This is a genomic window from Tsukamurella pseudospumae, from assembly GCF_001575195.1.
Classification (GTDB): Bacteria; Actinomycetota; Actinomycetes; order Mycobacteriales; family Mycobacteriaceae; genus Tsukamurella; species Tsukamurella pseudospumae.
The window spans coordinates 127,462-153,668 of sequence record NZ_LSRF01000044.1; the positions used below are offsets into that span (position 1 = coordinate 127,462).

Sequence of the window (26,207 nt, forward strand, 5' to 3'; positions counted from 1 at the left end):
AGCTTGGATACGCTGAACCGCGTGGACGACAAACTCGTATGGGTCGATTGTGAGATGACCGGCCTCGACCTGACCTCCGACCGCCTCATCGAGATCGCCGCATTGGTGACCGACGGGGACCTGAACATCCTGGGTGAGGGCGTGGACCTGGTGATCCACGTGGACGACGACGCCCTGGCGGCGATGCCGCCCGTGGTGCAGGACATGCACGCCCGCTCCGGCCTGACCGAGGAGGTCCGCAGGTCGACGGTGACCGTGCGCGAAGCGGAGGAGGCCGTGCTGGCGTACCTGCGTGAGCACATCGAGGCCGGCGCCGTGCCGCTCGCGGGCAACTCGATCGCCACCGACCGCAGGTTCATCGCTCAGGAGATGCCCGAGCTCGACGGCTTCCTGCACTACCGCATGGTGGACGTCAGTTCGATCAAGGAGCTCTGCCGGCGCTGGTATCCGCGGATCTACTTCGGCCAGCCCGACAAGGGCCTGGCGCACCGCGCGCTGGCCGACATCCGCGAGTCGATCCGGGAGCTCAAGTACTACCGCGGAACGGCCTTCGTTCCCGCGCCGGGACCGTCGACCGACGAGATCTCCGCAGTCGTCACCGAGCTGGGTCCGGCCTGATCGTGCAGGTCAGGTAGCCCGGCCGCGTGGAAGCCATACCGATTAGCTTCCACCGGAGCCGTCGGGTAAAGTTCTTCGAGCCTGGCGATCCCAGGCACCTGGTGGGTGTAGTTCAGTTGGTAGAGCACCAGATTGTGATTCTGGCTGTCGCGGGTTCGAGTCCCGTCATCCACCCCAGTCGGTGAAGGCCGGTCGATCAGCAGAATTGCTGCCCGACCGGCCTTCGTCGTACCACCGGATGCGCAGCGCCCCGGCCGATGTCCGATCTACGCGGGCACCTTCGCCGCGAGCGCGGCCGCACGGTCGAACTCGGCGTCGACGGCACCGTCGGCCTTGAAAGTGGCGAGGCTGACGCCGATGGCGACCACGAGGTTCGCGAGGAAGCCCGGGACGATCTCGTAGAGATCGAACGGCGGCCACTGGCCCCAGACGAAGGCGACGGCCGCACCGACGATGAGGCCCGACAGCGCGCCCGCGGCGGTGAGCCGGCGCCAGAACAGGGCCAGGATGACGATCGGGCCGAACGAGGATCCGAAACCGGCCCAGGCGAAGCCGACGAGTTCGAGGATACTGTCGGACGGGTCGATGGCGAGTAGCACCGCGATCACCGCGACGATGAGCACGCCGAGGCGCCCCAGCAGCACGTAGGTCTTGTCGGAGATCTGAGTGTCCCGGCCGGTTTTCTCGGCGAAGATCTTGAACAGGTCCTCCACCAGCGCCGACGAGCACACAACGAGCTGCGAGGACACCGTCGACATGATCGCGGCGAGGACGGCGGCCAGCACCAGACCCGCCACGAACGGGTGGAACATGATCTGGGCGAGCACCAGGAACACGGTCTCCGGGTCCTTCGGCGCCTTCTCCGGATGCAGAGCGAAGTACGCGATGCCGATGAACGCCGTGGCGATCGCGCCGAGCGCGGTGGCGACCATCCAGCTGATGCCGAACCGTCGGGCCGTCGTGGCCTCCTGCGGCGTGCGCAGCGCCATGAACCGCACGATGATGTGCGGCTGCCCGAAGTAGCCGAGGCCCCACGCGGCGGCGGAGATGATGCCGAGGGCCGTGCCGCCCGCGAACAGGCTGAAGAAATCGGGGTTCACGGAGTCGACGGTGTCGATGGTGATCGACGGTCCGCCGACCTTGATGAGCGCCACGATTGGGACGGCGACGAGCGCGGCCAGCATGAGCAGGCCCTGCGCGACGTCGGTGAGCGTGGCACCCAGGAAGCCGCCGAACAGGGTGTAGATCATCGTGACCACGGCGACGATCAGCATGCCGTGCATGTACTGCACGCCGAAGGTGCTGTCGAAGAACTTGCCGGCGGCCACCATGCCGCTGGAGACGTAGAACGTGAAGAACACCAGGATGATGAGCCCGCACACGATGCGTAGCGACCGGGACCGGTCGCGCAGCCGATGCTCGAGGAAGCTCGGAATGGTGATCGAGTTGCCGGCTACCTCGGTGTACGAACGCAGGCGCGGCGCGACGAACTTCCAGTTCAGCCACGCCCCGACCGTCAGTCCGATCGCGATCCACGCCTCGACGAGCCCCTTGGCGTAGATGGCACCGGGCAGGCCCATCAGCAGCCAGCCCGACATGTCGGAGGCGCCCGCGCTCAGCGCCGCGACCCACGGCTTGAGACCTCGACCGGCGAGCATGTACTCGTCGAGGTTGTCCTTGGTGCGCCGGTAGGCACTCCAACCGATGTACAGCATCGCGGCGAAGTACAGCGTCACGGCGATCGTCTGATAGGTCTGGTCCGACACAGATGTCCCCTCTTATCCGAGAACCGGAACTGGCTGTTCGTGCATGGTTTTGCCGGTGACGAAAGCCCAGTTCGGCACACTGATCTCGTTCGAAGCAGTGCACCGGGAATGGTAGGCTCGGCGACGATTTTCTGCGGCGCTTTCGACGCGCGCCGATTCACGACTGGAGACCGAGACCCTAGGAGGGTTCGACCTTGGCCGACGGGACGCGCAACGGTGCGGCACTGCGACGCGGAACGATCGGGGTGGTCACCGCTCTGGTAACGGGAGCCCTGCTGATCCCGGGGACGGCGACCGCGGCTCCTGCTCCCTCGCCGGCGGTTCCGTCCTCGCCCAAGCCGAGCGCCCCCGCCAAGCCGAGCGCCCCCGCCAAGCCGAGCGCCTCCGCGACGCCGAAGCCCGCGGCCCCCTCCACGCCGAGCACGAGCGCACCGTCGGCCCCGAGCACCGCACCGACGCGGACTCCCGCCCCGAAGTCCGTGGCGCCGGGTGATCGCATCGACATCCTGCAGCGCTCGCTCGGTGGCGGCCGCTTCGAATCCCTGCAGTGCACCATGGGTTTCGCGGTCACCGCGCCGAACGGCGAGCGGCTGGGCGTCACGGCGGGGCACTGCGGTGCGCCGCAGCAGCCGGTCGGGGTGAAGAAGTGGATCGTCGGCGAGGTCGTCCAGTCCCAGGCCCCCGAGGTCAAGGAGGACCCGAACCGCCCGGGGCACTACTCCCCCGTCGACCCGTTCGGCCCGGACTGGGGCACCTTCCGGCTCACCGACCCGGACGTGAAGCTGCTGGCGTCCGCGCCCGGCATGGCTCCGCGCTCCGTGGGCACCGCGCGCGTCGGTGATCCGGTGTGCCAGCTGGGATCAGTGAACGGCCGACGGTGCGGCAAGGTCACCAAGGTCATGAACGACTGGGTGGTCTCGGACATCGTCACCACGCAGGGCGACAGCGGCGGGCCGCTGGTGCGGACCTCCGACAACGCGGCGATCGGGATCATCACGGACGCCGTGACCCTCACCGACAGCGACTCCGGCCAGGTGACGCAGCGGCTCACGCAGTACTACTCGCTGAACGCGGTGCTCCGCGCTGCGGGCGGCGCCCAGCTCGCGACGCGCTGACACGCCGATCCCCGCGCGGCGGGGCTCGGATGTCATTACACTGCCGCCATGGCGATCCTGGACGACCTCAAGACGCGGTTCCTGCAGCTGGGCAAGCACAAGGCGGTGTCCCGCATGGTGCGCGCCACCGTGCCGCTGGACAAGGCCGTCACCCGGATCAGCGGCGGCGCGGTGCATCTCATCCCCGAGGCGCTGCTCCCCCAGCTCACGCTGACCACGGTGGGCAAGCGCAGCGGATTGGCCCGCACGGTGCCGCTGCTGTACGTGCGCGACGGCGATGACTACGTGGTGATCGCGTCCAACTTCGGCCAGAAGCACCACCCGGCGTGGTCGTACAACCTCGAGGCGAACCCCGACGCGGAGGTCCTGCTGGGCACCCGCCGCACGGCGGTGCGGGCGCGGCGGGTCTCGGAGTCGGACCGGAAACGGTTGTGGCCCAGCATCGTCGCGGTGTGGCCCGCGTACGACGACTACGTGGACTGGGCGGGTGGCCGCACGATCAAGCTGTTCCGGCTCACGCCTCGCTGACGACGCTCCCACTCGCGGTCAGGAAGGGCGTCACGATCTCGGGTTCGACGGTGCGCGCCGTGGCCGCGGCCCGGGAGGGGGTCACGTCGACGGCGCCGAACGCACCCGCGGCGGTCGCCACCGTCAGCGTCGCGACGCGAGCCCGGCGCTGGAAGAAGGTCTCGGTGGTGACGAAGCCGATCACCCCGTCGAACTCGAGCGCGGTCCGGGTCCGCGCCAGCGTGCCCGCCCCGACGATGACCAGTCGCTCGTCGGTGACGGATCCCAGGTTCGCGTAGCGCACTCGCGCGCAGAACGCCGCCAGCCCCAGGACAACGCCCACCAGGGGCAGTACCTTCCAGATCCACGTCCCCGGCACGACGACGGCGACAGCAATCAGCGCCGCGACGGGAATCACCGATGCCAGCAGTGCTCGGGTGTACCTCCGGCGCAGGGCCATCGGACCGTGCGCGACGAGCGGCGTCTCCACCGCGCCGGGCCGGCCCAGGATGGCGTCCGCGACGTGCACCGCCTCCTCGCGCGGCGCAGGTGGGAGCAGCGTCGGATTGCGATCGGTCCCCGTCGCGATCGCTCTGAGCTTCGCGCCGCCCGGGATGCGCATGAGCACCGGTTCGTGCAGCTGGACACCGCGCACGCGCTTGCGCTCGATCGTGGCCGCCACAGTGGAGATGAGGCCGCGGGTGGAGTGCAGCGCACCGTCGGACCGGCGGACCAGGCGGAAGCCCCAGAACGCGAGCACGTAGGCGACGACCGACACGAGAACCGAGAGCACCACGACCAGCACGATCGCGCCCGGAATGATCACAGCCGCACCGAGATCGAGGATCCGGGCGAACCAGGACTCCGCGAGCTCCGAGCCGCGCTCGCGCAGGCCCGCCTCGTCGACGATCCGGAACCCGATGCCCGCGCCGGCCGCCACCACGGCGAACCCGGTGAGCGAGAAGGGGGCGAAGCGGATCCAGCCCGGGCGCAGGCGCGCGAGCTCCTCCTCGGGCCGCTCAGGGGCTATTACGGGCGCGTTGTCGCCGTCGGCGTGCGTGTCCGGGTTCGACGGTGTCGTCGGTGCCGCCGTGCGCCGCAGGAGGTCCCGGCCCAGCTGCTCCGCGAGCGCGGCCGGGATCGGGTCGAGCACGAGCGCGGATTCCTTGCCGCCCACGCCCGTGCCGACGACGACCTTGCGCAGCGACAGGGCGCGCTCGATCGGGCCGGCGGTCACGTCGACGCTGCGGATCCGGTCGCGGCGCGCGGTGGCGGATATCTTGCGCACCAGGCCGTGTCGTAGTTCGAGCTGATCCTCGGTGACGCGCCAGCGGGTGGTGAGCCACGGCAGGAGGCCGACCAGCACGCTGATCGCCACACCGGCGATGACGAAGAACACCGGTCCCGCGGCGCGCCCCAGGAAGAAGACGCCGATCAGCGCCGGAATGAGCGACGGGATGGACTTGATCACCCGGGTCCCGATCCCCCACGGCGACAGTCGGTTCCACTCGGTCTCGTCAGGTCGCGTCATCAGCGTCCTCCGCCGCGCTCACGGTCAGGCTCGCCGCAATGGACTGCGCGGTCTCCGTCGGCAGGCCCGAGATCCGCACGGTGCCCGCCGACGAGGCCGTGGTCACCGTCACCGTCGAGAGGCCGAAGGCGCGCTCCAACGGTCCGGCGACGGTGTCGATCACCTGCACGCGTGAGACGGGGATCAGTACCCGCGTGCGGGTGAGCCAACCCGCCTGCGAGTACACCGCGACCGGGTTGATCTCCCAGCGGTGGAATGCGTACCGGAACCGCGGCATGACGATCAGGTGCGCCGCCGCGCCGGCCGCGAGTACCAGGAAGGCCAGGACGGCGACGAACCACGGCACGGCGGGAATGACGGCGAGAACCACTGTGACCACGGGGATCACGACGACCCAGCGGATCCCGGCGCGCACCGTCCACCAGGTCTTCGCGCGGGGCGAGACCTGATGAGCGGGTGGTCTGAGCACCTCGGCAGTGCCGGTGGCACCGGACGCTCCAGGGTCGACGGGGATTCCGGGGACGGCCATGCGCCCAGCTAAGCAGAGGGTCCGGCGCGGTGCCAGCGCCCACGCGGTGGGCCAGGCGCGCGAGCTCGGCGACAAGCGCAGAAACACCACCTGAACAGCCGATTTCATGTTTCCCGTTCCGTCTTGCTAGAGTACTTCAGCACGCAGCGAGCGAGAGCACGAGGCGAGCAAGTACGCGCCATTAGCTCAATTGGCAGAGCAGCTGACTCTTAATCAGCGGGTTCGGGGTTCGAGTCCCTGATGGCGCACAATAGTAGCAGGTCAGACCGGGTATCTTACCCGGTCTTTTCTCGTTCCTGAGGGTCGGCGGGTCGAATACGGGTTGAATACTCCGCCAGCGCTTCCCGGTTGTCAGGTGCCTTCTCGCTCGGCTTCACGTAGTGCCTGCGCGTCGTCTCCGGCGTCGCGTGCCCGAGCTGACGCTGCGCAGCTTCAAGCCCCTTCGCCTCGTACACTGCCGTCGATACTGTCTTGCGCATGGTCTTCGGGACGACCCAGCCCATGTCGTCTCCGCGCGCTTCACGGAGGTGACGGCGGACATTGCTCTCGCTTTGCGCAGTCCCGTTCCTGGTCGGGAAAACCAGGTCGAACGGCAGCTGCAGGTCGCGCTGCTCCTTGAGCGCCTCCACCGCCAGCGGCGGCAAGCTCAACTCGTACGGCGCCCCGCCACTCTTGCGGCCCTCAACACGCTTGCTCGCCTTATCCAGGTGCCAGCCGACGTACAGCGTCGGGTGGTCCGAATCGAGATCAAGGACATCGGCCCATGCCAACGCCAGGACCTCCCCGATCCGGATACCCGTGCCGAGCAATACGTCAACGATCCTGAGGCGGTCGTAGCCCCGCTTCGGGCCGTGCGTCGCACCCTGATGCATCCACGCGTGGACACGCTGCCGAAACTGCACCGCTGCCTCGGGCGTGAGCACCCGACGATCTGTCTGAGCGCGCGGCGGCACGTACCCACGCAGCGTGGGGTTCACGTCCAGCGCCTCGTACCGCACACCGAGATCACAAATTTGAGACAGCACCGTTTTCGCCATGCGTCCGTTTGCCGGCAGGGTGCGCAGGAAGCGGTCAACGCGCTGCGGCCGGAGCTCGCGCAACGTGACCTTCCGCAGTGCGGGCACGATCACCTTCTCGAGACACCGCTCATACTGGGAGATCGAGTCTGAGGACTTCGACGGCTTCGCGCCGCGCTCGACCGCCTGGTCGTGCTCGAGCCGGACGTGCGCGAGCCACAGTTCCGCGAGCTCTTCAACCGTGCTGTCAGGCGTCAGATCTCCCCCGCCGCCGTTGGTCCGCTTGCGCTCCTTGAGCTTGCCGCGGAGCGCCGCCTTGGCCTTCGCCTGGCTGGCTCCGTGCGCTTTCACCCGGCGGGTCACTCCGTCGAGGTCCCGGTACCGGGCGACCGCCTCCCACACACCGGGACGGAGCTCTGCGGTAGTCAGCTCCCCGTAGGTGCCGATCTCAAGTTTCGGCCTACCCATGACCACCGCCGCCGTCCTCAAGCTCAGCCCGCACGGCCTCAACCAACTCCTTCACAATCGGCCTCCCCATGGCCCCGAGCCGCTGCGGCGACGGATCTAGTCCGGCACGCCGCGCGCGCTCTTCTGTCCCGGAGTGCCCATACAGGCGCCGCGCAACCCGCAGTACGACTTCGGGATGGTCGCCGACCTGCTTCACGACAAGGTCCTCCACAACGCCGTAGGCGCGGTCATCTCTCGGATCCGGTTCAGGAACAGTGCCGATCTCCGGAGAGCGCGGAGGAATCATCGGCACTGGCTCGCCGTGGAGTGCGATACGCAGCGCTGCGACCTCCCTGCCGGTGGTCCATTCCGGGAGCAAGTCCGCGAGGCGGACAGCGTTTCCACCGAGCAATGTGAGCGCTCGTGCAACCGCCATCATCGTCTCCAGATCTGGGACCCCGCGACCGGCTTCGACCTGGGCAACACGTGCGCGACTCCAGACAACACCGAACCGGGCGAGTTCGCGCGAGAGCTGTTCTTGCGTCGCGCCGGCCGCTTCTCGTAGCGCCCGGACACGTTCTCCGTACGCCTTGCCGAATCCCAGGATCATTCCCACAGGGTAATTGATGGTTGCGCTGTTCGCGAGTCCTATGCTTTCATGGAGTCACAGAGTAACCATCAGGCACGCCGTGATCCGAAGGATTCCCATGTCGCTTCCCAGCCCCGCCGACGCCGAGCGTCAGGTCGTGACCCGTACCGCCGTCAACCTGGGCGTCGCGGCCGTTCTTCTCGGCGTCAGCCAGGCCACCGCCTCGCGCACCGTCGCCGACGGCACCTTCCCCGTCCCGGTCGTCCGAATGGGCACGCGCGTCATCGTGCCGACCGCCCCGCTCCGCGACTTGCTCCACCTCCGTGCCTCCCATCCGGCGGCTTGACTACCCGCGGCGCAGGTCGCCGCACCCGGTACAGGGCACCGAACCCCCGCTGAAATCACCGAAAGGAGCACTCACATGACCGATCTCATTAAGCCCATCCCCATCAACGACGCCCACCTGGACCGCCTCCGCGGTGCGATCGACGTCGCCGAGGGCCGAGCCACGGCATTCTGCGTGCACCCGGAAATCCTCGCCGAGATCGCGACGCGGGCCGAAATGCGTCTCGCCGTGCTGCCTCAGAGACTGTGGTCCGGCACCAAGGTCACCTACCTGCCGGCCGGGCCGTGGGCTCGCAGCTATAACGGCGGGCGGTCCGTCAAGGCCACACAGGTGACGCTGGTCCGCCGGTCGCGGGATTGGGTGCTGACCTCCGTGTCGCGCCAGTGGCAGCACAACGGTAAGCGTGAGCGCCTCGATGTCACGCTCCCGGCGAAGGTGAGTCCCGAGGTGTTGAACCGCTACCTCGCCGCGGCCTCCGGCCTCACTCTCAACTCCAGCACTGTCGAGGCGGCCTGATCCGACCGGCACGATGGCCGGCCTCGCCCCAGAGGCCGCTCGCCGCGTCGGCCGGACCCGCCGTCGACCATCCCCTAAGGAGCAACCGTGAAACCTCTCCGAGCGACGCAACTCCCGAAGCTGCGCGCCGACATCTTGACCGAGTTCGATCGGTCCGTGGACTACTGCGCGGACGCTCTCGAATTTGCGCGAACGGTCGGTGTCAACAACCTTCACCCCGACGACCTCGCCGAGCTACCGACGATCACCTCGCTGGCCCTCTCGATCGACATCCAGAGCGCGGGGATCTCAACTGGCGACATGTGGTGGGTGTCGGCCGACATGGCTACGCTCGCCGTCGACACCGCGATCGATGACATGGAACTCCCGGCACTGCCCGAGCTCCAGCCTGGGGAGGCTGGTGGCCTCATCTACTTTCAGGGCGGCATCACGATCCAGCTCGGCCCTACCGCCACCGCCATCGACGCTCTCACCTGGGCCCCGTACCACGGAGCCCAGACGGGAATCGCTGTATGGCAGCGGACCGAACACGGTGTGCGCAGCATCGGACTGGACGCCATGGGTGTCGACGCGCACACAACGGCAGAGTTCCTGGGCCGCTTGGCGATCGCGACCACTCTTCTCGCCGGCGAGACGACCGTCGCCGAAGCCCGCCAGGCTACGTTCGCGCGAGACGGCGACCCCCGCGACACGCGCAATCGACCGGTCCCCGGCGTGACCGTGATCAACGTTCGCCCTCGCCCGAACCCGACCAGGGGGCCGAACGGCGAACCGGTCACCGGCGAACGCGAGTACACCCACCGCTGGATCGTCCGCGGGCACATGCACACGTACAGACACGGCAAGGGCCGCGCACGGACCAGGAAGCGGTGGGTCGCCCCGTACGTGGCCGGCCCCGAAGACAAGCCGCTGATCGTAAAGGAGCACGTGTGGGCCCTGCGCGGCACCGGCGCACGTGATCGCGCAGCCTAGCCGACCCGGCACCGAGACACACCACCTGACCCCTTAACGGAAGGAATCACATGCACACGAACACCAACCCCACCGCGCCGTTCTGGAACCTGTCGCAGCTCACCATGACCGGCGACGTCGACGAGTCCTGCGGGTGCACCTGGTACAGCTGGCACGACACCGACCTCCTCGTCCACAGTGCCGACTGCGCATCCGTTCCTGGCCGCACGTGGTTTTCCGACCCCAAGCTCGCCGAGCTCCTGCAGCTGTCGACGGGGAGCGATGGAACCGCCGACACCGCTGACCTGATGGGCGCGGTCATGTACATCGTTGGCCCCGCTCGGGTCCACGCCTGACCAACCACCCTCACAACGGAAGGACCACGTGTCTAACCTCAACCGCTGCAACGGCTGCCGGCGCCGTCTGCACAGCAACATCGAAGGCTGGAACGCCCAGTTCTGCAACGGCCGGATCGCGTGGATCCTCTGTCCTGCTTGCCAGACTCCTGGGGAGAACGCCGAGGCCGAGGTCAACGAGGCGACCCTCGACTACGGGACCGGCCCCCTCGGGGAGCAGATCGCTCGCCCGAAGACCGGTCGCTGGTAACAGCGTTCCGCTACTGGGCCACGGCGCACACACCGCGGCAGTATGCGCATCGATGGCTGCACGGACCGTTCCCGCCATCTCCGTCCTGAATTCGTCAGTGCCTCAAAGAGAAGCTGACAGCGTGGACGACCTCCCCGAGCTGATCCACTTCGCCCGACAGCACCATGCAGCACCGGAAGCGTCGCGCACACCCGCGCCTGATCCCGCCGCCCGGCATCGAGCACCCCGCGATCACGGTGCCGTCATCGCCGTCGGACTGGCGTTCGTGTCGGAATGCTGCCGCGCAGTTGCGACGGGCTGGGGTGCCGGTGCCACACCGAGGCGGTCGAGGCTAAGGGATCGACTCCCCTACTCAGCCCGCCGCACCAGCACCGTGTGCTCCGCCGTCCACCCGCGGCACATACCACCGGGACACTGCCCGATCACGGCGTGGGCGTGAAGCGCGTCGGGCGCGAGGTCGATCACGGTGCCGTCGGGCAAGATCCAACCGACCGTGCCGTCGACCAGCTGCGCTCTCGGAGTCATCTCGGCGGTGAGCGCGGCGAACACCCCGTCCCGGCCGAGCAGGTAACGGAAGTCGTGATCCGCTACGGTGCCGTCCGCGTGCCAGATCCGCACGACGGTGCCGCCGCGACACTCGACTGCCGTGATGGGCCACGGAACCGCCACTACTTCTTCTCCTCGATCATCCGCTGAATCTCGGCCTCGAGCTCGCCACGCTGAATCGCCGTGCGGATGCGCTCCCGCTCCGCGCCGCTCACCTCGTCACCCGGGCCGATCAACCGGATACAGTTCCCAGCCACCGTGTCCCACCGCCCGCCGTAGAGGTGCCGCTGCACCCCGCCGGTCTCGATGTGCAGACGCTCGGCCGCATCCGGGGCTTCTGGGCCGCGGAACTCCATCCTGGTCACGGTGGACACCTCCCCGGCATCAACGGGCCGAAGCTCGATGGTAAAGCCAGCGGCGTCGGTCACCTCGACGTACGCGCCGCGCTCATCCTCACCGCAGATCGGCTCCGCGTTCAGTACCGCGGCGTAGGCAGACGCGACGTGACTCAGAACCGGCGCCAAGGTGTAGAGCGTGATCCTGGACAGCCGCAGCGGCGCTGCCGGTCCCAACTCGACCGGACCCGCCGCCGTGTACTCGCCGCGCTCGACCGACTCGCTCATACGTTGCCAGTAGGCGTCGTCCCTGGCCATCAGCGTCCCTCCCGACTCAGCACCACGGCCGTGACCGGCACACCGATCAGGCGCGGCGGTTCGCCGCCCACCATCGTCTGCCACTCGGCACCGGGACCGCCGTCGATCTCCTCGGCGGCGGCCTCCGGTGTCGCGTAGCGTCCGAGGTACGTCTGCTCTTCGCCGCGTTCCAGCTCCTGGACCTCGACCACGCCGGCGCCCGCCACCCGGGCGAAGCCGCCTTCGTATCCGCTCCCCAGCACCAGGGTCTCGCCGGGCAGGCCAGCGAGCAACGCCCCCAGTTCCGCTAGCGTCATCGCTCCATCACCGCTTCCTCATCTCGATCTCGAGTTCCTCTTCCGACGCCGGCCGCAGGTCCCACGCCTCCAGACTCACGCAGATCGACCTCTTCGCGCTGCGGCGCGCCGAGCTATGTGTGTGCCCGTGGACGAGCCATCGACGCAGGTCAGGGAGCTGCCACTGCGTGAACTTCTCGCGCGCGTAACGATCTGGCGTCCCGGCGTTGGGAAAATGAGACAGCAGCACCTCGGTCTCGCCGAGGTTGATCCGGCCGGCGATGCTGACCGACGCGAACACCTCGGCGTACCGGGCGCGCCACTCCTCGCTGCGGCCGTTGAGAGGGTGGCTCAGATCGTGGTTACCGGCGACGAGGTGCATCGGCGCCGGGACCGAACGGAGCTGCGCCAGAGCAGATTCCGCCACGCTGTGCCCGCCGCAGGACACGTCGCCGAGCACCCACAGCTCATCGTCCGGGTCGAGCGCGTACAGCGGCGCAGTGATTTCGGCGTCATGCGCGCCGACGCTGCTGAAGCCCCGCAGATCCGCGATCAGGCGGTGCCCCAGGTGCAGATCGGCGGTGAAGAACCTGGTCACGGCGTCTCCTCGCCGGGGTCCGCGGGCGGCCGGAGCCAAACCACGAGGTTGCCCATCCCCTCGGCGAACTCACCGCACGACGGGCAGAGCCGCCGCTGGGAGTCCAGATACACCGCAGGTACCGGCTCCGCGCACCACTCGCAGGTCCTGAGGCTCTGCTTGCGGGCCCAGCCGATCGGTCCGCCGAACCGTGCGACCACCTGCCGATCCTGGTCGTACGCGGCGATCCGCAACTCGCCGTCCTTCGACTTCACCTCGGCCACGAGCACGTTCGGGTCGATGCGCCTGAGCTGCCGCCAGCACTGGACCGCGAGCCCATACCAGCCAGGTTCGATCGACAAGAACCGGTCCTCGGCGGGCATCGCCGCGAGCATCTCCCGCAGGTCCGCCTCGTGCTCGCCGGCATCGAGCAGGCGCCACGGCGGGCGGGGCCGCTCAGTAGCGTGCCACCGGCCCCAGTCCTCGATCTCCCGTGCGATCGGGTCCCCGATCAACGCTGCGGGACAGGGCAGCTCGGCAACGCGACCGTCCTCGAACAGCACAATGAACAGGTTCCCGGTGCGGGTGCTCTCCATGGGTGTGGTCACGGCGCCTCCTGCTCGGCTGCGAGCTCCGCGGCCCGCTCGATCACACGCTGCGCGTATGCGTGCTCGCCCCGCTGATTCAAGTCTGCGGTCGAGGTCCAGAGACACCGCGAGGCCAGCAATGAGATCGCATCCTTCTCGCCACCAGTGACTCGCTTCGCCGCGTCCGGGGGCAATGAGCACAGGAGGCGATGCAGGGCCGCGGCCTGCTGCATGACGCGGTACAGCGCGGCGCGGGTCTCGAGGTCGTCGTCGAGTTCGGTCATAGTTCCTCCTGCATCACAATGAGTTTCACGCCATCGAGGTGTACGACGATGAACCCCTCCATGTCCGCTGCCCTGATTCCCGCCGCGGCGAGGGTGGCGGTCACCGTGGCGAGATCAGGCACAGCAAACTCGAGCACGGCCGGGGCCGACACCGATCTGCGCCGGCGCACCACCACCGCGGCGTCACCGACCTTGACCCGGCCGCGACCGGGCTCATGCGTGCTCGCTTCCACCTCGCTGCCGGTGATCAGCGCGAGAGCGGTCGTGACCGCGGCAGGATCCGCAGCGGCGAAGCTGACCTGGGTGAGGGAGGCGGGCATGTACCCAGTCTGGCTCCAGGGACTGACATCCGCGATCGGATTCTCGTCGCGCCCCCGGACCGATCGGCGCACCGGCCAGGTGCACACTGCGGGGATGAATGGCGAACCGTTCACCTACGCCGTCCCTAACTCTGCTGTCCGCAGAGACATCGCCGAGGCAGTTCGCGGCGGGCCACCCGTCGAGCAGTTGGCCGCTGAGGTCGGATCAGCGAGTCCACCGTCCGCGGTTACGTCCGGCAGTTCGAGAACGCGGAACGCACGATCCGCCGTCTTGACCCCTGGCAGCGCGACAGCATCGGACGCAGCTGACGGAAGCGGTGGGAGCGTGAACTCCGGGGCAGAAGTCGTGAGGCAGCTGCTCGGCGAGTAACCGCTCAGGCTGGTGCCGAAGCGCGCTTCTCGATGCGGTCCCTGTCGTGGCCGATCGCCGTCGTAATCCGCACGCACGCCGCGTCGCTTAGCTCCGCCGGGCCGCAACGACTATGGGATCGGTCAAGGCCTCCCGCACCGCCTGCTCACGACCGCCGGACAGGCGGCTCCACCGTGCAGCGGCGGAACTCGCTGTGCAGATGAAAGATTCGCCGCTGCCGCGGTCAGGATCCGTCCTCTGTTTCAGAGAACGGATGCTGTCGCATGGCGCGAGGAGGCTTGAGCGGCAACGTGTTCGAATGCTACGAGCTGCTCGCGTGTGCTACCCTTTCCATAAGTCGCGAGTCCGAGCGCGGCGTCGGTCCATGAGACCGCCACAGGCACGTGCCGAACACGTTGGCAACTGCTCAGCTCCCGCCTCGGAGGGGACTGCGGAGGGTCGGCCAGCATCGATCACTCGATGCTGGGAGTATCCTTGTCCACCAGTCTCACCGCCCCCATGTACACCGACGTTGCTGGCGCGGCAACGCACTTCGCCGTCACCCCCTGGACGATCCGCCGCTGGATCCGGGCCGGCACCCTGCCCGCCGTGCGTGTCCCCGGCGGACAGCTGCGCATCCGCCTCTCCGACCTCGACGCGGCCGCCGTCCCCGTCCCGTACGCAAGCACTATCGCCGCCATCCGCGACTGGCTCGACGGGGGTCGGGCGGGAGCGCTCGCGTTGGTCGGCCCGGCCCGTTCCGGCAAGACCACGAGCATCCGCACCGCTCTCGGCGGGCGCACCGACGTCACCTGGACCACGCCGGGGCTCCTGGCGACCCGCTCCGGGTTCATGGAGGCGAACAACCCTGCGCCGGGGGTCATCGTGATCGAGGGCGGGCATTTCGACGAGCCTGCCACGACGGCGCTCGAGACCCTGTCCGCGCCGATCGCGGGCATCGTCCGGGGCCACGTCGTCACTAGAGCCCCCGTGCTGATCGAGGCCAACGAGCTGTGCTTCTCGGGCGAGTACGCAGACAGCATTCAGGAGCGGGTAACCGTGCTGCACCTCGACGGTCCGGCAGGTGCCTGATGCGCGCACCGACCATGCAGGTCACCGTCCCGCTGCCGACTGGCCACCCGATCCTGGTACGCACCCTCGCCGACCTGAAGCCGCTGATCCGAGGGCTGGTACCGCCGGACGCCGTGATCATCTCTGCCGACGTCTCCGCGATCGACGTGCGCTGCACCGTCGCGCTGCCCGAGCAGCTCGCCCTCATCCCCGCCGCCTGAACAGCGAAACGGCGCCGGGGTTGTAGGCCCGCCGCCGCTCACATTCGCTGTTCCCTCGCCAGAAGGAACTGCCTTGATCGTACCCCAGTCCACCCCGAACGACCCCGCGGACGCAGAAGGCCCTGGCTGCACGTCGGCCACAGGCGACTCGACTGGTCAAGTCACCGAACAGCCGAACGTCGCCGCCACCGACCTGCCGGGTCGACCCCTTACCGATGCGCATCGCCGGTACCTCGCCGGTGAAGGCATCGGCTCCTACGTGCGGCACCTCGCCGATGCGGGGTGGGTCCGCAGCACAGAGCCGGGGGACCCGCTCCCGGACGACTTCAACCTGCGCGAGGAGCGGCAGCGCGGAATCTGGTTCGCGTATCCGAAGGCCGATGGGTCGATCCGGTGGCAGATCAAGCCCGACGTGCAGGACGACGGCGAGCCCAAGTACGTGAGCGCCAAGGGCGGCCCGCTCGGCTATGCCCTCCGGCGGCGGGGCACCTCGGACCTCGTTATCGTCGCGGAAGGGACCAAGCAGTCCCTGGCGGCGGCGGCCGCTGTCGAGGCCGCCGCGACCGGCTTCGCGCGGGACGCGGTGGAGGTCGCCAACTCCACCGTGATCGGCATCCCGGGCGTGACCGGGTGGTCCGAGGACGGGGCACTGCCGTTCGACTTCCACCGCCTCTGCCAGGGCAAGCGCGTCGTCATCATGACCGACAAGGACGCCGCCACGAACATCGACGTGTACCAGGGCGCAGAGCGTCTGGGGCAGGCCCTCACACTTGCCACCTCCGTGGCCTACGCACCGAACCCCGGCGGCGGCAAGGACGGCCTCGACGACGTCCTCAAGCAGGTCGAGGAGGCGGAGCGCCCCGGTCTGCTGGCCGCCATCGTGGCCGGCGCCTCGAACAAGCCCGCTACGAAGAAGCCTCCCGCCAAGACGATCGTCACCGACGACATGCTCCCCGCGTCCGGGGCCTCGCTCGTCATCACGTCGGCGGACGCCTACGACAGGATCGCCCGCGAGCTGATCGACCGGTGCTTCATGCATGCGACCGAAAAGGCGCCTACCTTGGCGTTCAACGGCGGTCTGTGGTGGACGCACACCGGGTCTCGGTGGGAGGCACTGGAGGACAACACCATCCCGGGCATGGTGTGGACGCTGTTGGCGTCGGCCGTCATCGTCGACAACCCCGGCGATGCGTTCGGCCGCCCGTATCCGATCTCGAAGTACCGCCGCGACAACGTCCTCGAAGGCCTGCGGGCTCGTCTCGCGACGGACCCGCCGAAAACGCAGACCGCGGCGTCGTACTGGATCGCGTGGCACAACGGGAAGTGGCGGCACACCGCTGACCCCGCGGGGCCGGTGATCGCCTGCTCGAACGGGCTCCTCACCCGCAGCCCGGATCCGGCCACCGGCCAGCGCAACTTCTACGCGCATACCCCGCGGTACTGGAACCTCACGAGCCTGGCCGTCGCCTACGACCCGGCCGTGACGGAGTCCGAGGCGCTGGACAAGCTGCTGATGGGCGCATGGCCCGACGATCCCGACTGCCGTCAGCTCGCGCTCGAAGTCATCGGGTACATCGCCTCGGGGGACATGAGCCTGCAAAAGATCTTCTTCTTTTGGGGCCCGAAGCGCGCTGGCAAGGGCAAGCTGCTCGACGTGCTGACTCTGCTCGTCGGGGAGTCCCAGGTCGAGGCCTCTGGCCTGTCCGAGATGAGCCGCCCCTTCGGCATCGAGAACTGGATCGAGAAGGGGCTGGCGATCCTCGACGACGCCCGCGACGAGCACGTCGATGTGGGCCTGCTGAGCCGCCGGATGCTTTCGGTCTCCGGCTGCGCGATGACGCCGGTCGAACGCAAGGGGATCAAGAACTGGTCGGGCCGCCTGGCTACCCGCATCGTCATCACCTCCAACTTGCTCATCGAGCTGCGCGACCCCGCCGGGGTGCTCGCCTCGCGGCTGGAGGTGTTGCCGTTCGCCAAGTCGTTCTACGGCGCCGAGGACCTCACGCTCGGCAACCGCCTCGAGGCGCAGATGTCGGCGATCCTCAACCTCGGGCTCGCGGCGTACGACCGCATGACTGCGGAGTCCCGGGGCTTCATCCGTCCCGCCTCCGCCGCGCGGGATCACGAGATGCTCGCCACCACCCAGTCCGCAGAGGAGCAGTTCCTCGAGGAGAGCTGTGTACTCGGCCCGGAGGAGCGCGACAGCAAGATCGAGGTCTACAGGGCCTACACCCGCTGGTGCGATGAGACCGGTCGCAAGGGTGCCCGCACGGAGGCGTCGTTCTTTCGCGTCATCTACTCGATCACCGGACGCGCGGTGTACCCGGTCAAGGCCGCCCCGTCCGAGGGGCGGCAGCCGATGGTCCAGGGCATGCGGATCCGCCGCGCCACCGACGGCCTCAACGCCGCGATTCGGAACGGGTCGCTAATCCCGACCGACCCCGGACAGGTCGTCGTGCATCCGCAGTTCGCGGCGGCAGGTGTCCGGGATGGTGTACGGGATGTGTCCGGGGTCGCGAATCTGGCGGGACATCCTGAAACCCCAGGTCAGAGGGATTCCCTGTCCGGGGTGTCCGGGGTGTCCGGGCAGGGCGGCGGTTGCGGAAGAAATGACGGAATCGCATCGAACGACGCCAACGCCTCTGTTTGTTTCACCGACCAGGCCCCTGGACACCCTGGACACCCCGGACAGGTGGATAGCGCCGCGCAGCTCGCGTCCGTGACCACCGACGCCGCGATCGTCGGCCTGCACTTCGCCCCCGCCAACGGGGATCAGGCGGCCACCGTTACCGTCGCGACCGACCTCGCTGCAGTCGCCTTGACGCTGGACAGCGCCGAGAGCATGGCGGCTCTGCGGAGCTGGCTGAAGAGCCCTGCCTGCACCCTCTCGGTGTACGACGGCCCTAAGATCCTCGGGGCTCTCGCTGATGCGGGTCTGTGTGACCTCGGCAAGCTGTGGTCACACACTGTGGACGCGCGGATCCTGGATCAGCTCCTCCAGCCGGGCGATGGGAAGACCTTCGCCCACCGTTCGCTGGGGGAGGCGATGCGGCGCTGGTTCCCGCACGTGAAGTTCGTGCGCAGTATGGAGGCTTCGGCCACCGCGATGCTCGCAGCGCACCTCCTCCCCGGCGTCCCTGATGAGACCCGGGTGCGCGAGCACACAGTCGCCGCGACCGTTCACGGGGCTGCCCGACGCGGCATGGTCGTGGACAAGACCGCGGTGACCGAGGCGGCCAAGGTCGCCCGGGCAGAGTCGGATGCACTGGCGGTGACGCTCAGGGACCGGTTCGGTGTCTACAAGCCTGAGGCCAGCGGGGCGGTGAAGGACGCGTTCGCGAGGCTCGGGGTCACCCTCGCCGGCGACACCTCACGAGAGACCCTGCAGTCCCTGCCTCTCACCGGGGAGGCCGCGGAGCTGCGGACTCAGATCATCGGGTGGCGCCAGGCATCCGCCGCGGTCAACAACGACCTGGCGCATCTGGCCGCCACCAAGGCCGACGCCGACGGGGTGCATCGGGCTCGCCCGATCGTGGACACCCTGGGCGCGGTGACCGGCCGGTTCACCACCTCCGAGCCTCCGGTGGCTGCGCTGCGGAAGGACTTCCGCCCGGTGCTGTGTGCGGAACCGGGGCACGTGCTGGTGTCGGCCGACTACGCATCCATCGAGATCCGGGTTGCTGCGGCTCTCTCCGGTGACACTGCGCTGATCGAGCGCCTGAAGGCCGGGGTGGACCCGTACACCGCGGCGGCGGAGCTGGCGTGGGGCGCACCCGCCGATGAGATGCAGGCGGCGGAGCGGCGGCAGCGCGCGAAGGCGGTGCTGCTGGGCTGGCTGTACGGCTCCGGCGACGAGCTCACCGCCACGCAGATCCGCACGACCGTCGAGGAGGCGAAGCGGGTTCGAACCGAGCTGGCCGCCGCCATGCCCCAGCTCGCCGCGTGGGTCGCCGGGGAGATCGAGCGGATCCGCAACGGCGGCGCGGTCGCCACCGCTACGGGCCGCCTGTTGGCCGTGCACCCGTCCCGCGCGGCGACGTGCGCCGTGAACCGGCAGGTGCAGGGCACAGCCCGCGACCTGCTGGCGCTGGCGATCGAGCGCCTGGTCGGCATGGGCTGGGGCAAGTTCCTCTGGCTCACCGTCCACGACGAGGTTGTACTGCAGGTTCCGGAAGGCGCGGCGGCGCAGGCAGTCGTGATGCTCGAACAGGCGATGGCCCTCTCCATCGGCGGTGTCGCACTCCCGGCGAAGGCTGAGGTCCTGGGTACCAACTGGGGCAAGGTGTAGTCGACGAGGTTGCTGGCCGCGCGCGCCACATGCGCGGCACAGCACGGCGCCCGGTAGACCGGCGAAAACGGTGCGAGCGCGGAGGTATCGGTGCCACCGACCGCGCTGAATCTAGATCATCCCGGCTCGCGTGCTCCGCCCCGGCCTCCCCAGCGACGGCGTCGGGGCCGTGCTGGAGGAGGCCAGGTCCGGGCTTCTTCGCGGCCGGCGAGGGACGCGGCGAGCTGGGCGAGGTCGCGGTGGATCAAGCCCGGGGAAGGTGACTGCGGGAGGGTCGGGCCTCGGTCGGTGCGCGGATCGGCTACGCGGGATCGCGTGCGATCTTGATGTGCGCGCCGGCCTCGCTCCGCGCGGTGCCCGTTGCGCCGGGCTTCGGCCAGGCCCGCCGTACCAGCCGCCGAGCCTCCGTCAAATAGATCGCGCCACTGCTGTACTGCACAACCGCGGCGACCACCTCGGCCTCCGTATTCAGCCACAGGGCCGCTTCTACGCCGCCGACTGGCCTGTGAACCTCGAGGGTGATGGCCATCGCCCATTTCCTTTCGCTCGGTGGACTCCGCATCCACCGTGCCCGGGGGCCTCGCTCCCGCGCCACTCGCGACACGCAACCCCTTCGGGCCGGACCTCCTTCGCAATGTCACGAAGAAGGTTCACCGCTCCGTCACCCGCCGCACACCTTCCCCCGTGGACACCACCCCGCCACGCCGTCCGCGGTCGGGAGAGCACCTTCGTTACTGCCCACGCCGCCGAGACCTCGCCGCCGGCCCCGCTTGGCACGATCTGGACATGATGATCAGCTACCGAGGCCGCGACGCCCGCGTCGACGTCGACCCCGAAGCCGGTTCCGTGACGGTGACGCCGTCGAAGGCCGACGGTCCGTGGTCGGTGCCGCTCGGGCAGGTCGAAACAATCGGCGTGCGGCGTTCGACGTTGCTCAAGCGCGGCACGCTGCGGTTGCTGGTCCGCGGGCAGTCGTGGACTGAGCTGTCGGATTCGTCGCCGAACGCGGTGGCGCAGCTTCACGCGGTGCCCCACGGCCTCGACGACGACCCGATCGCCTTCGCGTCCGCCCTGGCGGAGTTCCGCATTCCGATGGTCACCCTCGACGCGAAGGGCCAGCCGATGAAGGTCGGGAAGCCGAGCAATTGGGGGCGGCGGACTGGGCTGATCGGCCTGGTACGTGCAGGCTTAACGGCGTGGCTGCGGGCCTCGTTAGAAGAGGAGCGCGTCGAGTACGCCGCCGGTTGCAGCGGCCGCGACGATGAGGTCCCACGATCTGAGGTTGAACGCGTCGGTCAGTCGGCAGGCGGCGATCACAGCCAGAATGGTGATGGGCATTGTGAGTTCCTGTCGTTGGCGTGAAATGCGTGACAGGATCAGTGAATTCACTTGCGTAGGGATATGCAACCGGCGTGGCGGGCTCGAATCGTCGCCTTTAGCGACGATTGTAGACGAGTCGCGCGCCGGGCGTGTCGGTCTCGACCCAGGGGTGATACTTCGGATGTATTGGGCGACTGATCGTTGGGCACGGCGGTGGTCTCCGCGTCAGCCGTCGCCGTCGCCCTCGGCGGCCTCAACGAGGTCCAGGAAGTCCTCGTTGGAATGCACCGCCAGCCCGAACTCCCTCGCCTTGGCCTGCACGGCCTTGTCGCTCGTGACGACGGTCCAGGTCGGTGCGAACAGCTTCGCGTCGTCCGTGCGCTGGCCGTCGAGTGCGGTCGCGACCACGAGAGGGTCGGCGTTGCCGAGGTTCGCGTAGAGGTCCACGAGCTTCGTCTCGCCGACTGGCACGGACGCCATGACTTCGATGAGGTTCGCGATCACGCCCGGGGTCGTCGGGTACTCGAGCTGCCGCAGTTGCCCGATGTCCGGGAAACCCTGGGCCTCGTGGAGCACCTCGCTCGGGATGCGGCAGTGCTGCCGGAAGAAGTCGCCGGCCCGGCGCTCGCGCTTGATCTGGGACAGAGCGTTGTTGTCGATGACGTACACATCCCCGAAGGCGCTCATCGCACGGCCCCTCGGAAGTCCTCGATCTCGTGGGGCTTGATGTGGCGTAGGCATACGGCCCGGCAGAACTCTCGCGGGGAGATCCTGCCCGCGTCGAGCGCGTCCAGCATACGGCGGGAGAGCTCGCGGCCGTTGTAGGTGCGCACTGCGTTGACGGGCTTGGGCTGCCGTGCGGGCGTCTTCTCGCGGCGGGCGTACTCGTGGCGCAGTTCCTTCAGGTGGGCGGACGAGTCAGCGGGGGTAATTAGCCCGAGCCGCATCGCCCTGACCGCCACGGCGCTCGGCGTCACCTTGAACAAGTCGGCCGCGGCCTTGACACCGTCCAGCGAGTCGAGCGCCGCGCCGCGAAGGTCCTGCTTCGGCATGAGCATCGCGCCGACGACGTCGTACTCGCGTCTCACGTCGGTGCCGGCGCTGGAGCCGTCGTAGGTGACCGGCGCGAAGATTCTCCGCGCGACCAGAACGCTCAGGAGGGCGAGCGTGAAGACCATCCGGCCGGTCGGCTCCTGGTAGTCGCCGTGGTCCCCGCCCGAGAGGAAGACGTAGGGGACCTTCGGGTCCTTGATCGTCATGCCGCTGAAGTTCTTCACACCCCTGATTCGCTGCGGCATGAAGTTGTTGACGCTGCGCGAGACGAGGACCTGGTTCGCCTCGAGTCGGGCGATCAGCAGTTCGAGCGCATCCTTCTTGGTGCGTGCTGACCGGATCGCCGAGCCGGACAGGCCGAGTGCCCGCATGAGCTTGTCTGCGTCCTCCTCGACCGACCTGCCGCCCCTACGGAGCAGCCCGACGATCCTGTTCTCCTCAAGGGTCGGGTCCTTCTGCTTGAGCAGCGCCTGCTTGCGCAGGAGGTCTTTGACGATCAGCTCGACGTCCCTGAGCATCACCTTGTCGCGCGAGTTCACGGAGAAGTTCTCCTTCGTGAGGCCACCCAGCAGCTTGTCCGTCTTGATCCTGATCTGCGCCTCAACGACCGGCAGCGGGGCGAAAAACAGCACCCAGGGAATCTCGCCCTTCCTGGCCAGGAAAACGAGATCCGAGAAGGTGATCGAGGAGGACGCGACCGCATTGCGATAGGCGGCGTAGGCGCTGGCGACCGAGTTGTCGAGGAGCGCGGCGAACACCGCCTGGTCGACCCGTATCCGATCGCCGCTCAGCAGAACCTCAATTGCCATGTGCGGCTACGTCCAAGCGGCGCGTAAGGCCGCCACGAGCGTCGGAATTGTCCTCACGCTTCCCCCAGGGCTCGTCGATCTGGGTGCGACGATAGTGGAGCACGACGCGGGTCGGCGGCGCAATCAAGGATCAGAAACGGGTGAGCTGGTGAACACGGCGACTAGGTGTAGCGGTCAGGGAGGTTGTGAACGGCGTGGCGTTCGGTAGATGAGGTGAGGGCCTCCGGTATCGATGTGGTTACCACACACACGCCGATCACCAAGAGGCCCTCATGTCCCACGGTAATGCCTTCCTGACCGAACGTGGCCGTCTGGCCCTAGCGCAATGCGTCGTCGATGACCAGTGGCCTCTGCGCCGCGCCGCAGAACGGTTCAACTGCTCGCCGGCGACGGCGAAGAAATGGGCCGACCGCTACCGCCTCGGCGGTGCCGCGGCGATGGCCGACAGGTCCAGCCGGCCGCGACGATCACCGAACCAAACCCGGCAACGCCGAGAGCGGCGGATCATCGCACTGCGGTTTCAGCTCCGGTGGGGCGCAGCACGGATCGCGGCCCATTTGCACCTGTCCCGATCGACCGTCGCGGCCGTGCTGCGCCGTTACCGGATGCCGCTGCTGCGCCACCTCGATCAGTGCACCGGACTGCCGGTCCGCAAACCGCAGCCTCACCGCTATGAGCACAGCGCCCCAGGCGATTTGATTCACGTCGACATCAAGAAGCTCGGCCGCATTCCCGACGGAGGCGGACACCGCAAGCTCGGCAGAACCGCAGGAAACCGCAACAACAAGAAGCAGGGCCGCGGCTACAGCTACCTGCACCACGCGGTCGACGATCACACCCGACTGGCGTACTCGGAGATCCTCACCGACGAGCGCAAAGAGACCGCGACCGCCTTCTGGCGGCGAGCGGAACTGTTCTTCGCTGAGCACGGCATCATCGTGCGCAGGGTGCTTACCGACAACGGGTCCTGCTACCGATCGACAGTGTTCAACACTGCCCTGGGCACCGCAGCGCACAAGTGGACGCGGCCGTACAGGCCTCAGACCAACGGCAAAGTCGAGCGGTTCAACCGGACCCTCGCCGCCGAGTGGGCCTACGCGCAGCTCTACCGCAGCGACGAAGCCCGCGCGGCCACCTACCAGGACTGGCTGCACCACTACAATCACCACCGACCGCACTCCGGCATCGGCGGACTCACCCCGATCGAGCGGCTACGCGTTCACAACGTCCCCGGCCTCAACAACTAGGCGCCCAATAGTCGTCACGCGGATCTCTGAGGGAGGATCACGGCTGCTGTCATTTCCTAGCCGAAACACCCTCTCACCTGGCAGCCCTCCTCGCCGCGGCTCATCCCTCGCCTACCAGAATCGCCCGTATGTCCGTGACCGAGATCGCCGGGTACCGCATCATCCGCCAGCTCGGCGCCGGGGGGATGGGGCAAGTCTTTCTCGTCGAGCATCCGCGACTGCCGCGCCAGGATGCGCTAAAGCTTCTGGACGCTGGCGTTTCGCGTAACGACGACTTCAAGCGGCGATTCCAGCGGGAGGCCGATCTCCTCGCACAGCTGAGCCACCCGAACATCGTGACCCTGTACGACCGTGGCGAGTACGACGACCGGCTCTGGATCACGATGGAGTACGTCGACGGCACCGACGCAGGCGAGCTCGTCAAGGCTCACGGGGCCCTCGACCCCACCCTGGCGCTGGAGCTCATCGCCGGTGCCGACGCCGCCCTCGATTACGCGTGGCGCAAACACCGGATCACGCACCGAGATGTAAAGCCCGCCAACATCCTCGTCGGCATGGACGGCACCGAACTCGAGGCGGTGAAGCTCGCGGACTTCGGTATCGCCAAGGCAGCTGGCGAGGCCACGTCGCTCACGTCGACGGGCATCACGGTCGGGACGATGCAGTACATCTCCCCGGAGGCGATAGAGGGCGAGGACGTCGACAACCGTGCCGATGTCTACTCCCTGGGCTGCACGGCGTTCCACCTTCTCACCGGTCGGCCGCCGTACACCGGCAAGTCGATCACAGCGTTGGTGACCGCGCACCTGACGCAGAATCCGCCGTCGGTAAGCGAGGTTGCGCCGCAGCTGCCGGCCGGCCTCGATCCGGTGTTCGCGAAGGCGCTCGCGAAGTCGCCGGAAGATCGGTACCAGTCGTGCGCCGAGTTCGTTGATGCGCTGCGCGCCGCGCTCGAGGACCAACTCGGCGATACCCGCACGATCGTGGTGCCTGCTGTGCCGAAGCGGGAGATCGCTCCGGACGCGGTCACCGAGCTGCGGGCTGCGGGGTCGGACTCCGACGCGGAGGCGACGCACCTGCGACCCGCCGCGGAACCGGCGAGCCCGGCCAGCAAGTCGCGCACCGTGCCGGTCCTCGCGGCGGTCGTCGCGGTGTTCGCGGTCGCTGCGGTGGTGCTCGGCGTGTACGTGACGCGGTCGGGCAGCGAGCTATCGGCCTCCGCGCCAACCAGTTCGACCACGGCGATGCCCGCGTTGGCGCCGGCGGTCACGGTCAGCGCGACGCCAACGACCACGACGACTGCGGCGCCGGCGGTAACCACGACGGTGCCGGTGACGACGGCAGTCTCAGGCCCGAAGGCGTGCGGCACATACTCGCGCGCCACTGTTCCCGGCTCGTACTCGTTGTCGGTCACCAAGGGGGCTGTGACCTGCGCTTCGGCACGGCAGACAATGACCGATTTCTACGACGGCAAGGGGACGAACAAGGCCCGTAGCTACGCAGACGTCGGCATCTATCTCTGCTGGTGGAACTCGGCAGGGGAGATCGACCGGACCGGAGTTGTGAGCTACTGCGAGGGAGGCGGCGCGCGCTTCGAGGTGAGCCAGCAGTAACGGGCCCGGAGGCCGCAGACGGTGGCGAGCGGACGGCAGGATCGGCGGCCGGGTTACGTAGTGGCTCCAGGCCCCGCAGACCCAACGCGCGAGCTCGTTCGATGTGCATACTGATTCCATGGCCGACTCCGGACAGATCAAATCAGACGACTCTGGTTCGAGTTGTCCAACGTGCGGCCGCCCGTTGGCGCCGGCCGCACCGCCGACAACGAACGCGCCTGTCGCGCTCGCACCAACGGCGCCACCGATCGCGCAAGCGCCGGACACCCATGAGCCGAGGATCGTTGCGCATACCAGACGCGAAGTTGCTGAGATCGCCGGCGTCGCAACGATCACCGTCCGCACGTGGATCACAACAGGGAAGCTACCGGCCGTCGGGCCCTGGAGCGATCTGCAGATCGCGCATGCGAGCGGCATCTCGCGGGGCGGTTCGCCACGTGGCGCTCTCTCCGAGCAC

General features: G+C 68.3%; 30 protein-coding genes and 2 tRNA genes. 16 read left to right on the forward strand and 16 right to left on the reverse strand.

What is annotated here, in order from left to right:
• The first annotated feature begins 21 nt into the window (after positions 1–21).
• Together orn and AXK60_RS13490 are read left to right on the forward strand one after the other, a co-directional pair.
• Complete coding sequence (orn, locus tag AXK60_RS13485; protein ID WP_068571653.1) at positions 22–618, forward strand: oligoribonuclease; 597 nt, start codon at positions 22–24, stop codon at positions 616–618.
• A 101-nt stretch (positions 619–719) separates the two neighbouring features.
• Positions 720–795, forward strand: a tRNA-His gene (locus tag AXK60_RS13490).
• Positions 796–884: 89 nt separating this feature from the next.
• Here the strand turns inward: AXK60_RS13490 and putP are convergent.
• The gene (putP, locus tag AXK60_RS13495; RefSeq protein WP_068571654.1) at positions 885–2,384 is read right to left on the reverse strand and encodes a sodium/proline symporter PutP; all 1,500 of its coding nucleotides are present in this window, start codon (positions 2,382–2,384) and stop codon (positions 885–887) included.
• A gap of 178 nt (positions 2,385–2,562) precedes the next feature.
• Positions 2,563–2,883, reverse strand: a complete 321-nt coding sequence (locus tag AXK60_RS13500; protein WP_068571655.1) for a hypothetical protein — start codon at positions 2,881–2,883, stop codon at positions 2,563–2,565.
• Between AXK60_RS13500 and AXK60_RS13505 the strand changes: the two genes are divergently transcribed.
• The gene (locus tag AXK60_RS13505) at positions 2,864–3,499 is read left to right on the forward strand and encodes a S1 family peptidase (protein ID WP_068571656.1); all 636 of its coding nucleotides are present in this window, start codon (positions 2,864–2,866) and stop codon (positions 3,497–3,499) included. The genes AXK60_RS13500 and AXK60_RS13505 overlap by 20 nt on opposite strands.
• A gap of 48 nt (positions 3,500–3,547) precedes the next feature.
• A complete protein-coding gene (locus AXK60_RS13510) occupies positions 3,548–4,027 on the forward strand; it encodes a nitroreductase/quinone reductase family protein (protein WP_068571657.1) in 480 nt (159 codons plus the stop codon).
• Here AXK60_RS13510 and AXK60_RS13515 read toward each other — a convergent pair.
• Both AXK60_RS13515 and AXK60_RS13520 read right to left on the reverse strand, forming a co-directional pair.
• Positions 4,014–5,537 (reverse strand): PH domain-containing protein, encoded by a 1,524-nt coding sequence (locus AXK60_RS13515; RefSeq protein WP_068571658.1) that lies wholly within the window; start codon positions 5,535–5,537, stop codon positions 4,014–4,016. The two genes, AXK60_RS13510 and AXK60_RS13515, sit on opposite strands and share 14 nt — an antisense overlap.
• Positions 5,524–6,066 (reverse strand): PH domain-containing protein, encoded by a 543-nt coding sequence (locus AXK60_RS13520; RefSeq protein ID WP_068571659.1) that lies wholly within the window; start codon positions 6,064–6,066, stop codon positions 5,524–5,526. The genes AXK60_RS13515 and AXK60_RS13520 overlap by 14 nt, the downstream gene beginning before the upstream one ends.
• Positions 6,067–6,241: 175 nt before the next feature.
• Between AXK60_RS13520 and AXK60_RS13525 the strand changes: the two genes are divergently transcribed.
• Positions 6,242–6,314, forward strand: a tRNA-Lys gene (locus tag AXK60_RS13525).
• A gap of 27 nt (positions 6,315–6,341) precedes the next feature.
• Here AXK60_RS13525 and AXK60_RS13530 read toward each other — a convergent pair.
• Together AXK60_RS13530 and AXK60_RS25875 are read right to left on the reverse strand one after the other, a co-directional pair.
• A complete protein-coding gene (locus tag AXK60_RS13530; protein WP_244881109.1) occupies positions 6,342–7,550 on the reverse strand; it encodes a site-specific integrase in 1,209 nt (402 codons plus the stop codon).
• Positions 7,543–8,139, reverse strand: a complete 597-nt coding sequence (locus AXK60_RS25875) for a helix-turn-helix transcriptional regulator (RefSeq protein ID WP_082778024.1) — start codon at positions 8,137–8,139, stop codon at positions 7,543–7,545. Before AXK60_RS25875 ends, AXK60_RS13530 begins: the two co-directional genes overlap by 8 nt.
• Positions 8,140–8,236: 97 nt before the next feature.
• Here AXK60_RS25875 and AXK60_RS13540 point away from each other — a divergent pair, with 97 nt between their 5' ends.
• From AXK60_RS13540 to AXK60_RS13560, 5 genes are all read left to right on the forward strand, one after another.
• Entirely contained in the window at positions 8,237–8,464 is a 228-nt protein-coding gene (locus AXK60_RS13540; protein WP_068571662.1) for a hypothetical protein, read from the forward strand.
• A 75-nt stretch (positions 8,465–8,539) separates the two neighbouring features.
• Positions 8,540–8,980 (forward strand): hypothetical protein, encoded by a 441-nt coding sequence (locus AXK60_RS13545; protein WP_068571663.1) that lies wholly within the window; start codon positions 8,540–8,542, stop codon positions 8,978–8,980.
• 87 nt (positions 8,981–9,067) lie between these two features.
• Entirely contained in the window at positions 9,068–9,952 is an 885-nt protein-coding gene (locus AXK60_RS13550) for a hypothetical protein (RefSeq protein WP_068571664.1), read from the forward strand.
• A gap of 50 nt (positions 9,953–10,002) precedes the next feature.
• Positions 10,003–10,287: a hypothetical protein gene (locus AXK60_RS13555; protein WP_068571665.1), complete on the forward strand. Its 285-nt coding sequence runs from the start codon at positions 10,003–10,005 to the stop codon at positions 10,285–10,287.
• 28 nt (positions 10,288–10,315) lie between these two features.
• Entirely contained in the window at positions 10,316–10,537 is a 222-nt protein-coding gene (locus tag AXK60_RS13560) for a hypothetical protein (RefSeq protein WP_068571666.1), read from the forward strand.
• Positions 10,538–10,885: 348 nt separating this feature from the next.
• Here AXK60_RS13560 and AXK60_RS13565 read toward each other — a convergent pair whose 3' ends face one another.
• From AXK60_RS13565 to AXK60_RS13595, 7 genes are read right to left on the reverse strand one after another with little or no spacing between them, the layout of a single operon-like run.
• Positions 10,886–11,206, reverse strand: a complete 321-nt coding sequence (locus AXK60_RS13565; protein WP_068571667.1) for a hypothetical protein — start codon at positions 11,204–11,206, stop codon at positions 10,886–10,888.
• Entirely contained in the window at positions 11,206–11,736 is a 531-nt protein-coding gene (locus AXK60_RS13570; protein ID WP_068571668.1) for a hypothetical protein, read from the reverse strand. The genes AXK60_RS13565 and AXK60_RS13570 overlap by 1 nt, the downstream gene beginning before the upstream one ends.
• Complete coding sequence (locus tag AXK60_RS13575; RefSeq protein WP_068571669.1) at positions 11,736–12,032, reverse strand: hypothetical protein; 297 nt, start codon at positions 12,030–12,032, stop codon at positions 11,736–11,738. The genes AXK60_RS13570 and AXK60_RS13575 overlap by 1 nt, the downstream gene beginning before the upstream one ends.
• A 7-nt stretch (positions 12,033–12,039) precedes the next feature.
• Positions 12,040–12,609, reverse strand: a complete 570-nt coding sequence (locus AXK60_RS13580; RefSeq protein ID WP_068571670.1) for a metallophosphoesterase — start codon at positions 12,607–12,609, stop codon at positions 12,040–12,042.
• On the reverse strand, positions 12,606–13,196 hold the full coding sequence (locus tag AXK60_RS13585; RefSeq protein ID WP_139057951.1) for a hypothetical protein: 591 nt from the start codon (positions 13,194–13,196) through the stop codon (positions 12,606–12,608). Before AXK60_RS13585 ends, AXK60_RS13580 begins: the two co-directional genes overlap by 4 nt.
• Positions 13,193–13,459: a hypothetical protein gene (locus AXK60_RS13590; RefSeq protein ID WP_068571672.1), complete on the reverse strand. Its 267-nt coding sequence runs from the start codon at positions 13,457–13,459 to the stop codon at positions 13,193–13,195. Before AXK60_RS13590 ends, AXK60_RS13585 begins: the two co-directional genes overlap by 4 nt.
• Positions 13,456–13,779 (reverse strand): hypothetical protein, encoded by a 324-nt coding sequence (locus tag AXK60_RS13595; protein ID WP_068571673.1) that lies wholly within the window; start codon positions 13,777–13,779, stop codon positions 13,456–13,458. The genes AXK60_RS13590 and AXK60_RS13595 overlap by 4 nt, the downstream gene beginning before the upstream one ends.
• A gap of 844 nt (positions 13,780–14,623) precedes the next feature.
• Between AXK60_RS13595 and AXK60_RS13600 the strand changes: the two genes are divergently transcribed.
• From AXK60_RS13600 to AXK60_RS13610, 3 genes are all read left to right on the forward strand, one after another.
• Entirely contained in the window at positions 14,624–15,220 is a 597-nt protein-coding gene (locus AXK60_RS13600) for a helix-turn-helix domain-containing protein (protein WP_244881107.1), read from the forward strand.
• Positions 15,220–15,420 (forward strand): hypothetical protein, encoded by a 201-nt coding sequence (locus tag AXK60_RS13605; RefSeq protein WP_068571675.1) that lies wholly within the window; start codon positions 15,220–15,222, stop codon positions 15,418–15,420. The genes AXK60_RS13600 and AXK60_RS13605 overlap by 1 nt, the downstream gene beginning before the upstream one ends.
• Positions 15,421–15,493: 73 nt before the next feature.
• Positions 15,494–19,708, forward strand: coding sequence for a DNA polymerase (locus AXK60_RS13610; protein WP_068571676.1), 4,215 nt, complete (start codon positions 15,494–15,496; stop codon positions 19,706–19,708).
• A 301-nt stretch (positions 19,709–20,009) separates the two neighbouring features.
• On the opposite strand, the gene AXK60_RS13615 is transcribed toward AXK60_RS13610, so the two are convergent.
• Positions 20,010–20,237, reverse strand: coding sequence for a hypothetical protein (locus AXK60_RS13615; RefSeq protein ID WP_068571677.1), 228 nt, complete (start codon positions 20,235–20,237; stop codon positions 20,010–20,012).
• A gap of 257 nt (positions 20,238–20,494) precedes the next feature.
• Between AXK60_RS13615 and AXK60_RS13620 the strand changes: the two genes are divergently transcribed.
• The gene (locus tag AXK60_RS13620) at positions 20,495–21,070 is read left to right on the forward strand and encodes a hypothetical protein (RefSeq protein ID WP_068571678.1); all 576 of its coding nucleotides are present in this window, start codon (positions 20,495–20,497) and stop codon (positions 21,068–21,070) included.
• 183 nt (positions 21,071–21,253) lie between these two features.
• On the opposite strand, the gene AXK60_RS13625 is transcribed toward AXK60_RS13620, so the two are convergent.
• The gene (locus AXK60_RS13625; RefSeq protein WP_068571679.1) at positions 21,254–21,715 is read right to left on the reverse strand and encodes an NYN domain-containing protein; all 462 of its coding nucleotides are present in this window, start codon (positions 21,713–21,715) and stop codon (positions 21,254–21,256) included.
• On the reverse strand, positions 21,712–22,890 hold the full coding sequence (locus AXK60_RS13630; protein WP_068571680.1) for a hypothetical protein: 1,179 nt from the start codon (positions 22,888–22,890) through the stop codon (positions 21,712–21,714). The genes AXK60_RS13625 and AXK60_RS13630 overlap by 4 nt, the downstream gene beginning before the upstream one ends.
• A 272-nt stretch (positions 22,891–23,162) precedes the next feature.
• On the opposite strand from AXK60_RS13630, the gene AXK60_RS13635 reads away from it, so the two are divergent.
• Both AXK60_RS13635 and AXK60_RS25885 read left to right on the forward strand, forming a co-directional pair.
• Positions 23,163–24,137 (forward strand): IS481 family transposase, encoded by a 975-nt coding sequence (locus AXK60_RS13635; protein WP_068571681.1) that lies wholly within the window; start codon positions 23,163–23,165, stop codon positions 24,135–24,137.
• A gap of 128 nt (positions 24,138–24,265) precedes the next feature.
• Positions 24,266–25,750: a serine/threonine protein kinase gene (locus AXK60_RS25885; RefSeq protein ID WP_082778026.1), complete on the forward strand. Its 1,485-nt coding sequence runs from the start codon at positions 24,266–24,268 to the stop codon at positions 25,748–25,750.
• The last annotated feature ends 457 nt before the right edge of the window (positions 25,751–26,207 follow it).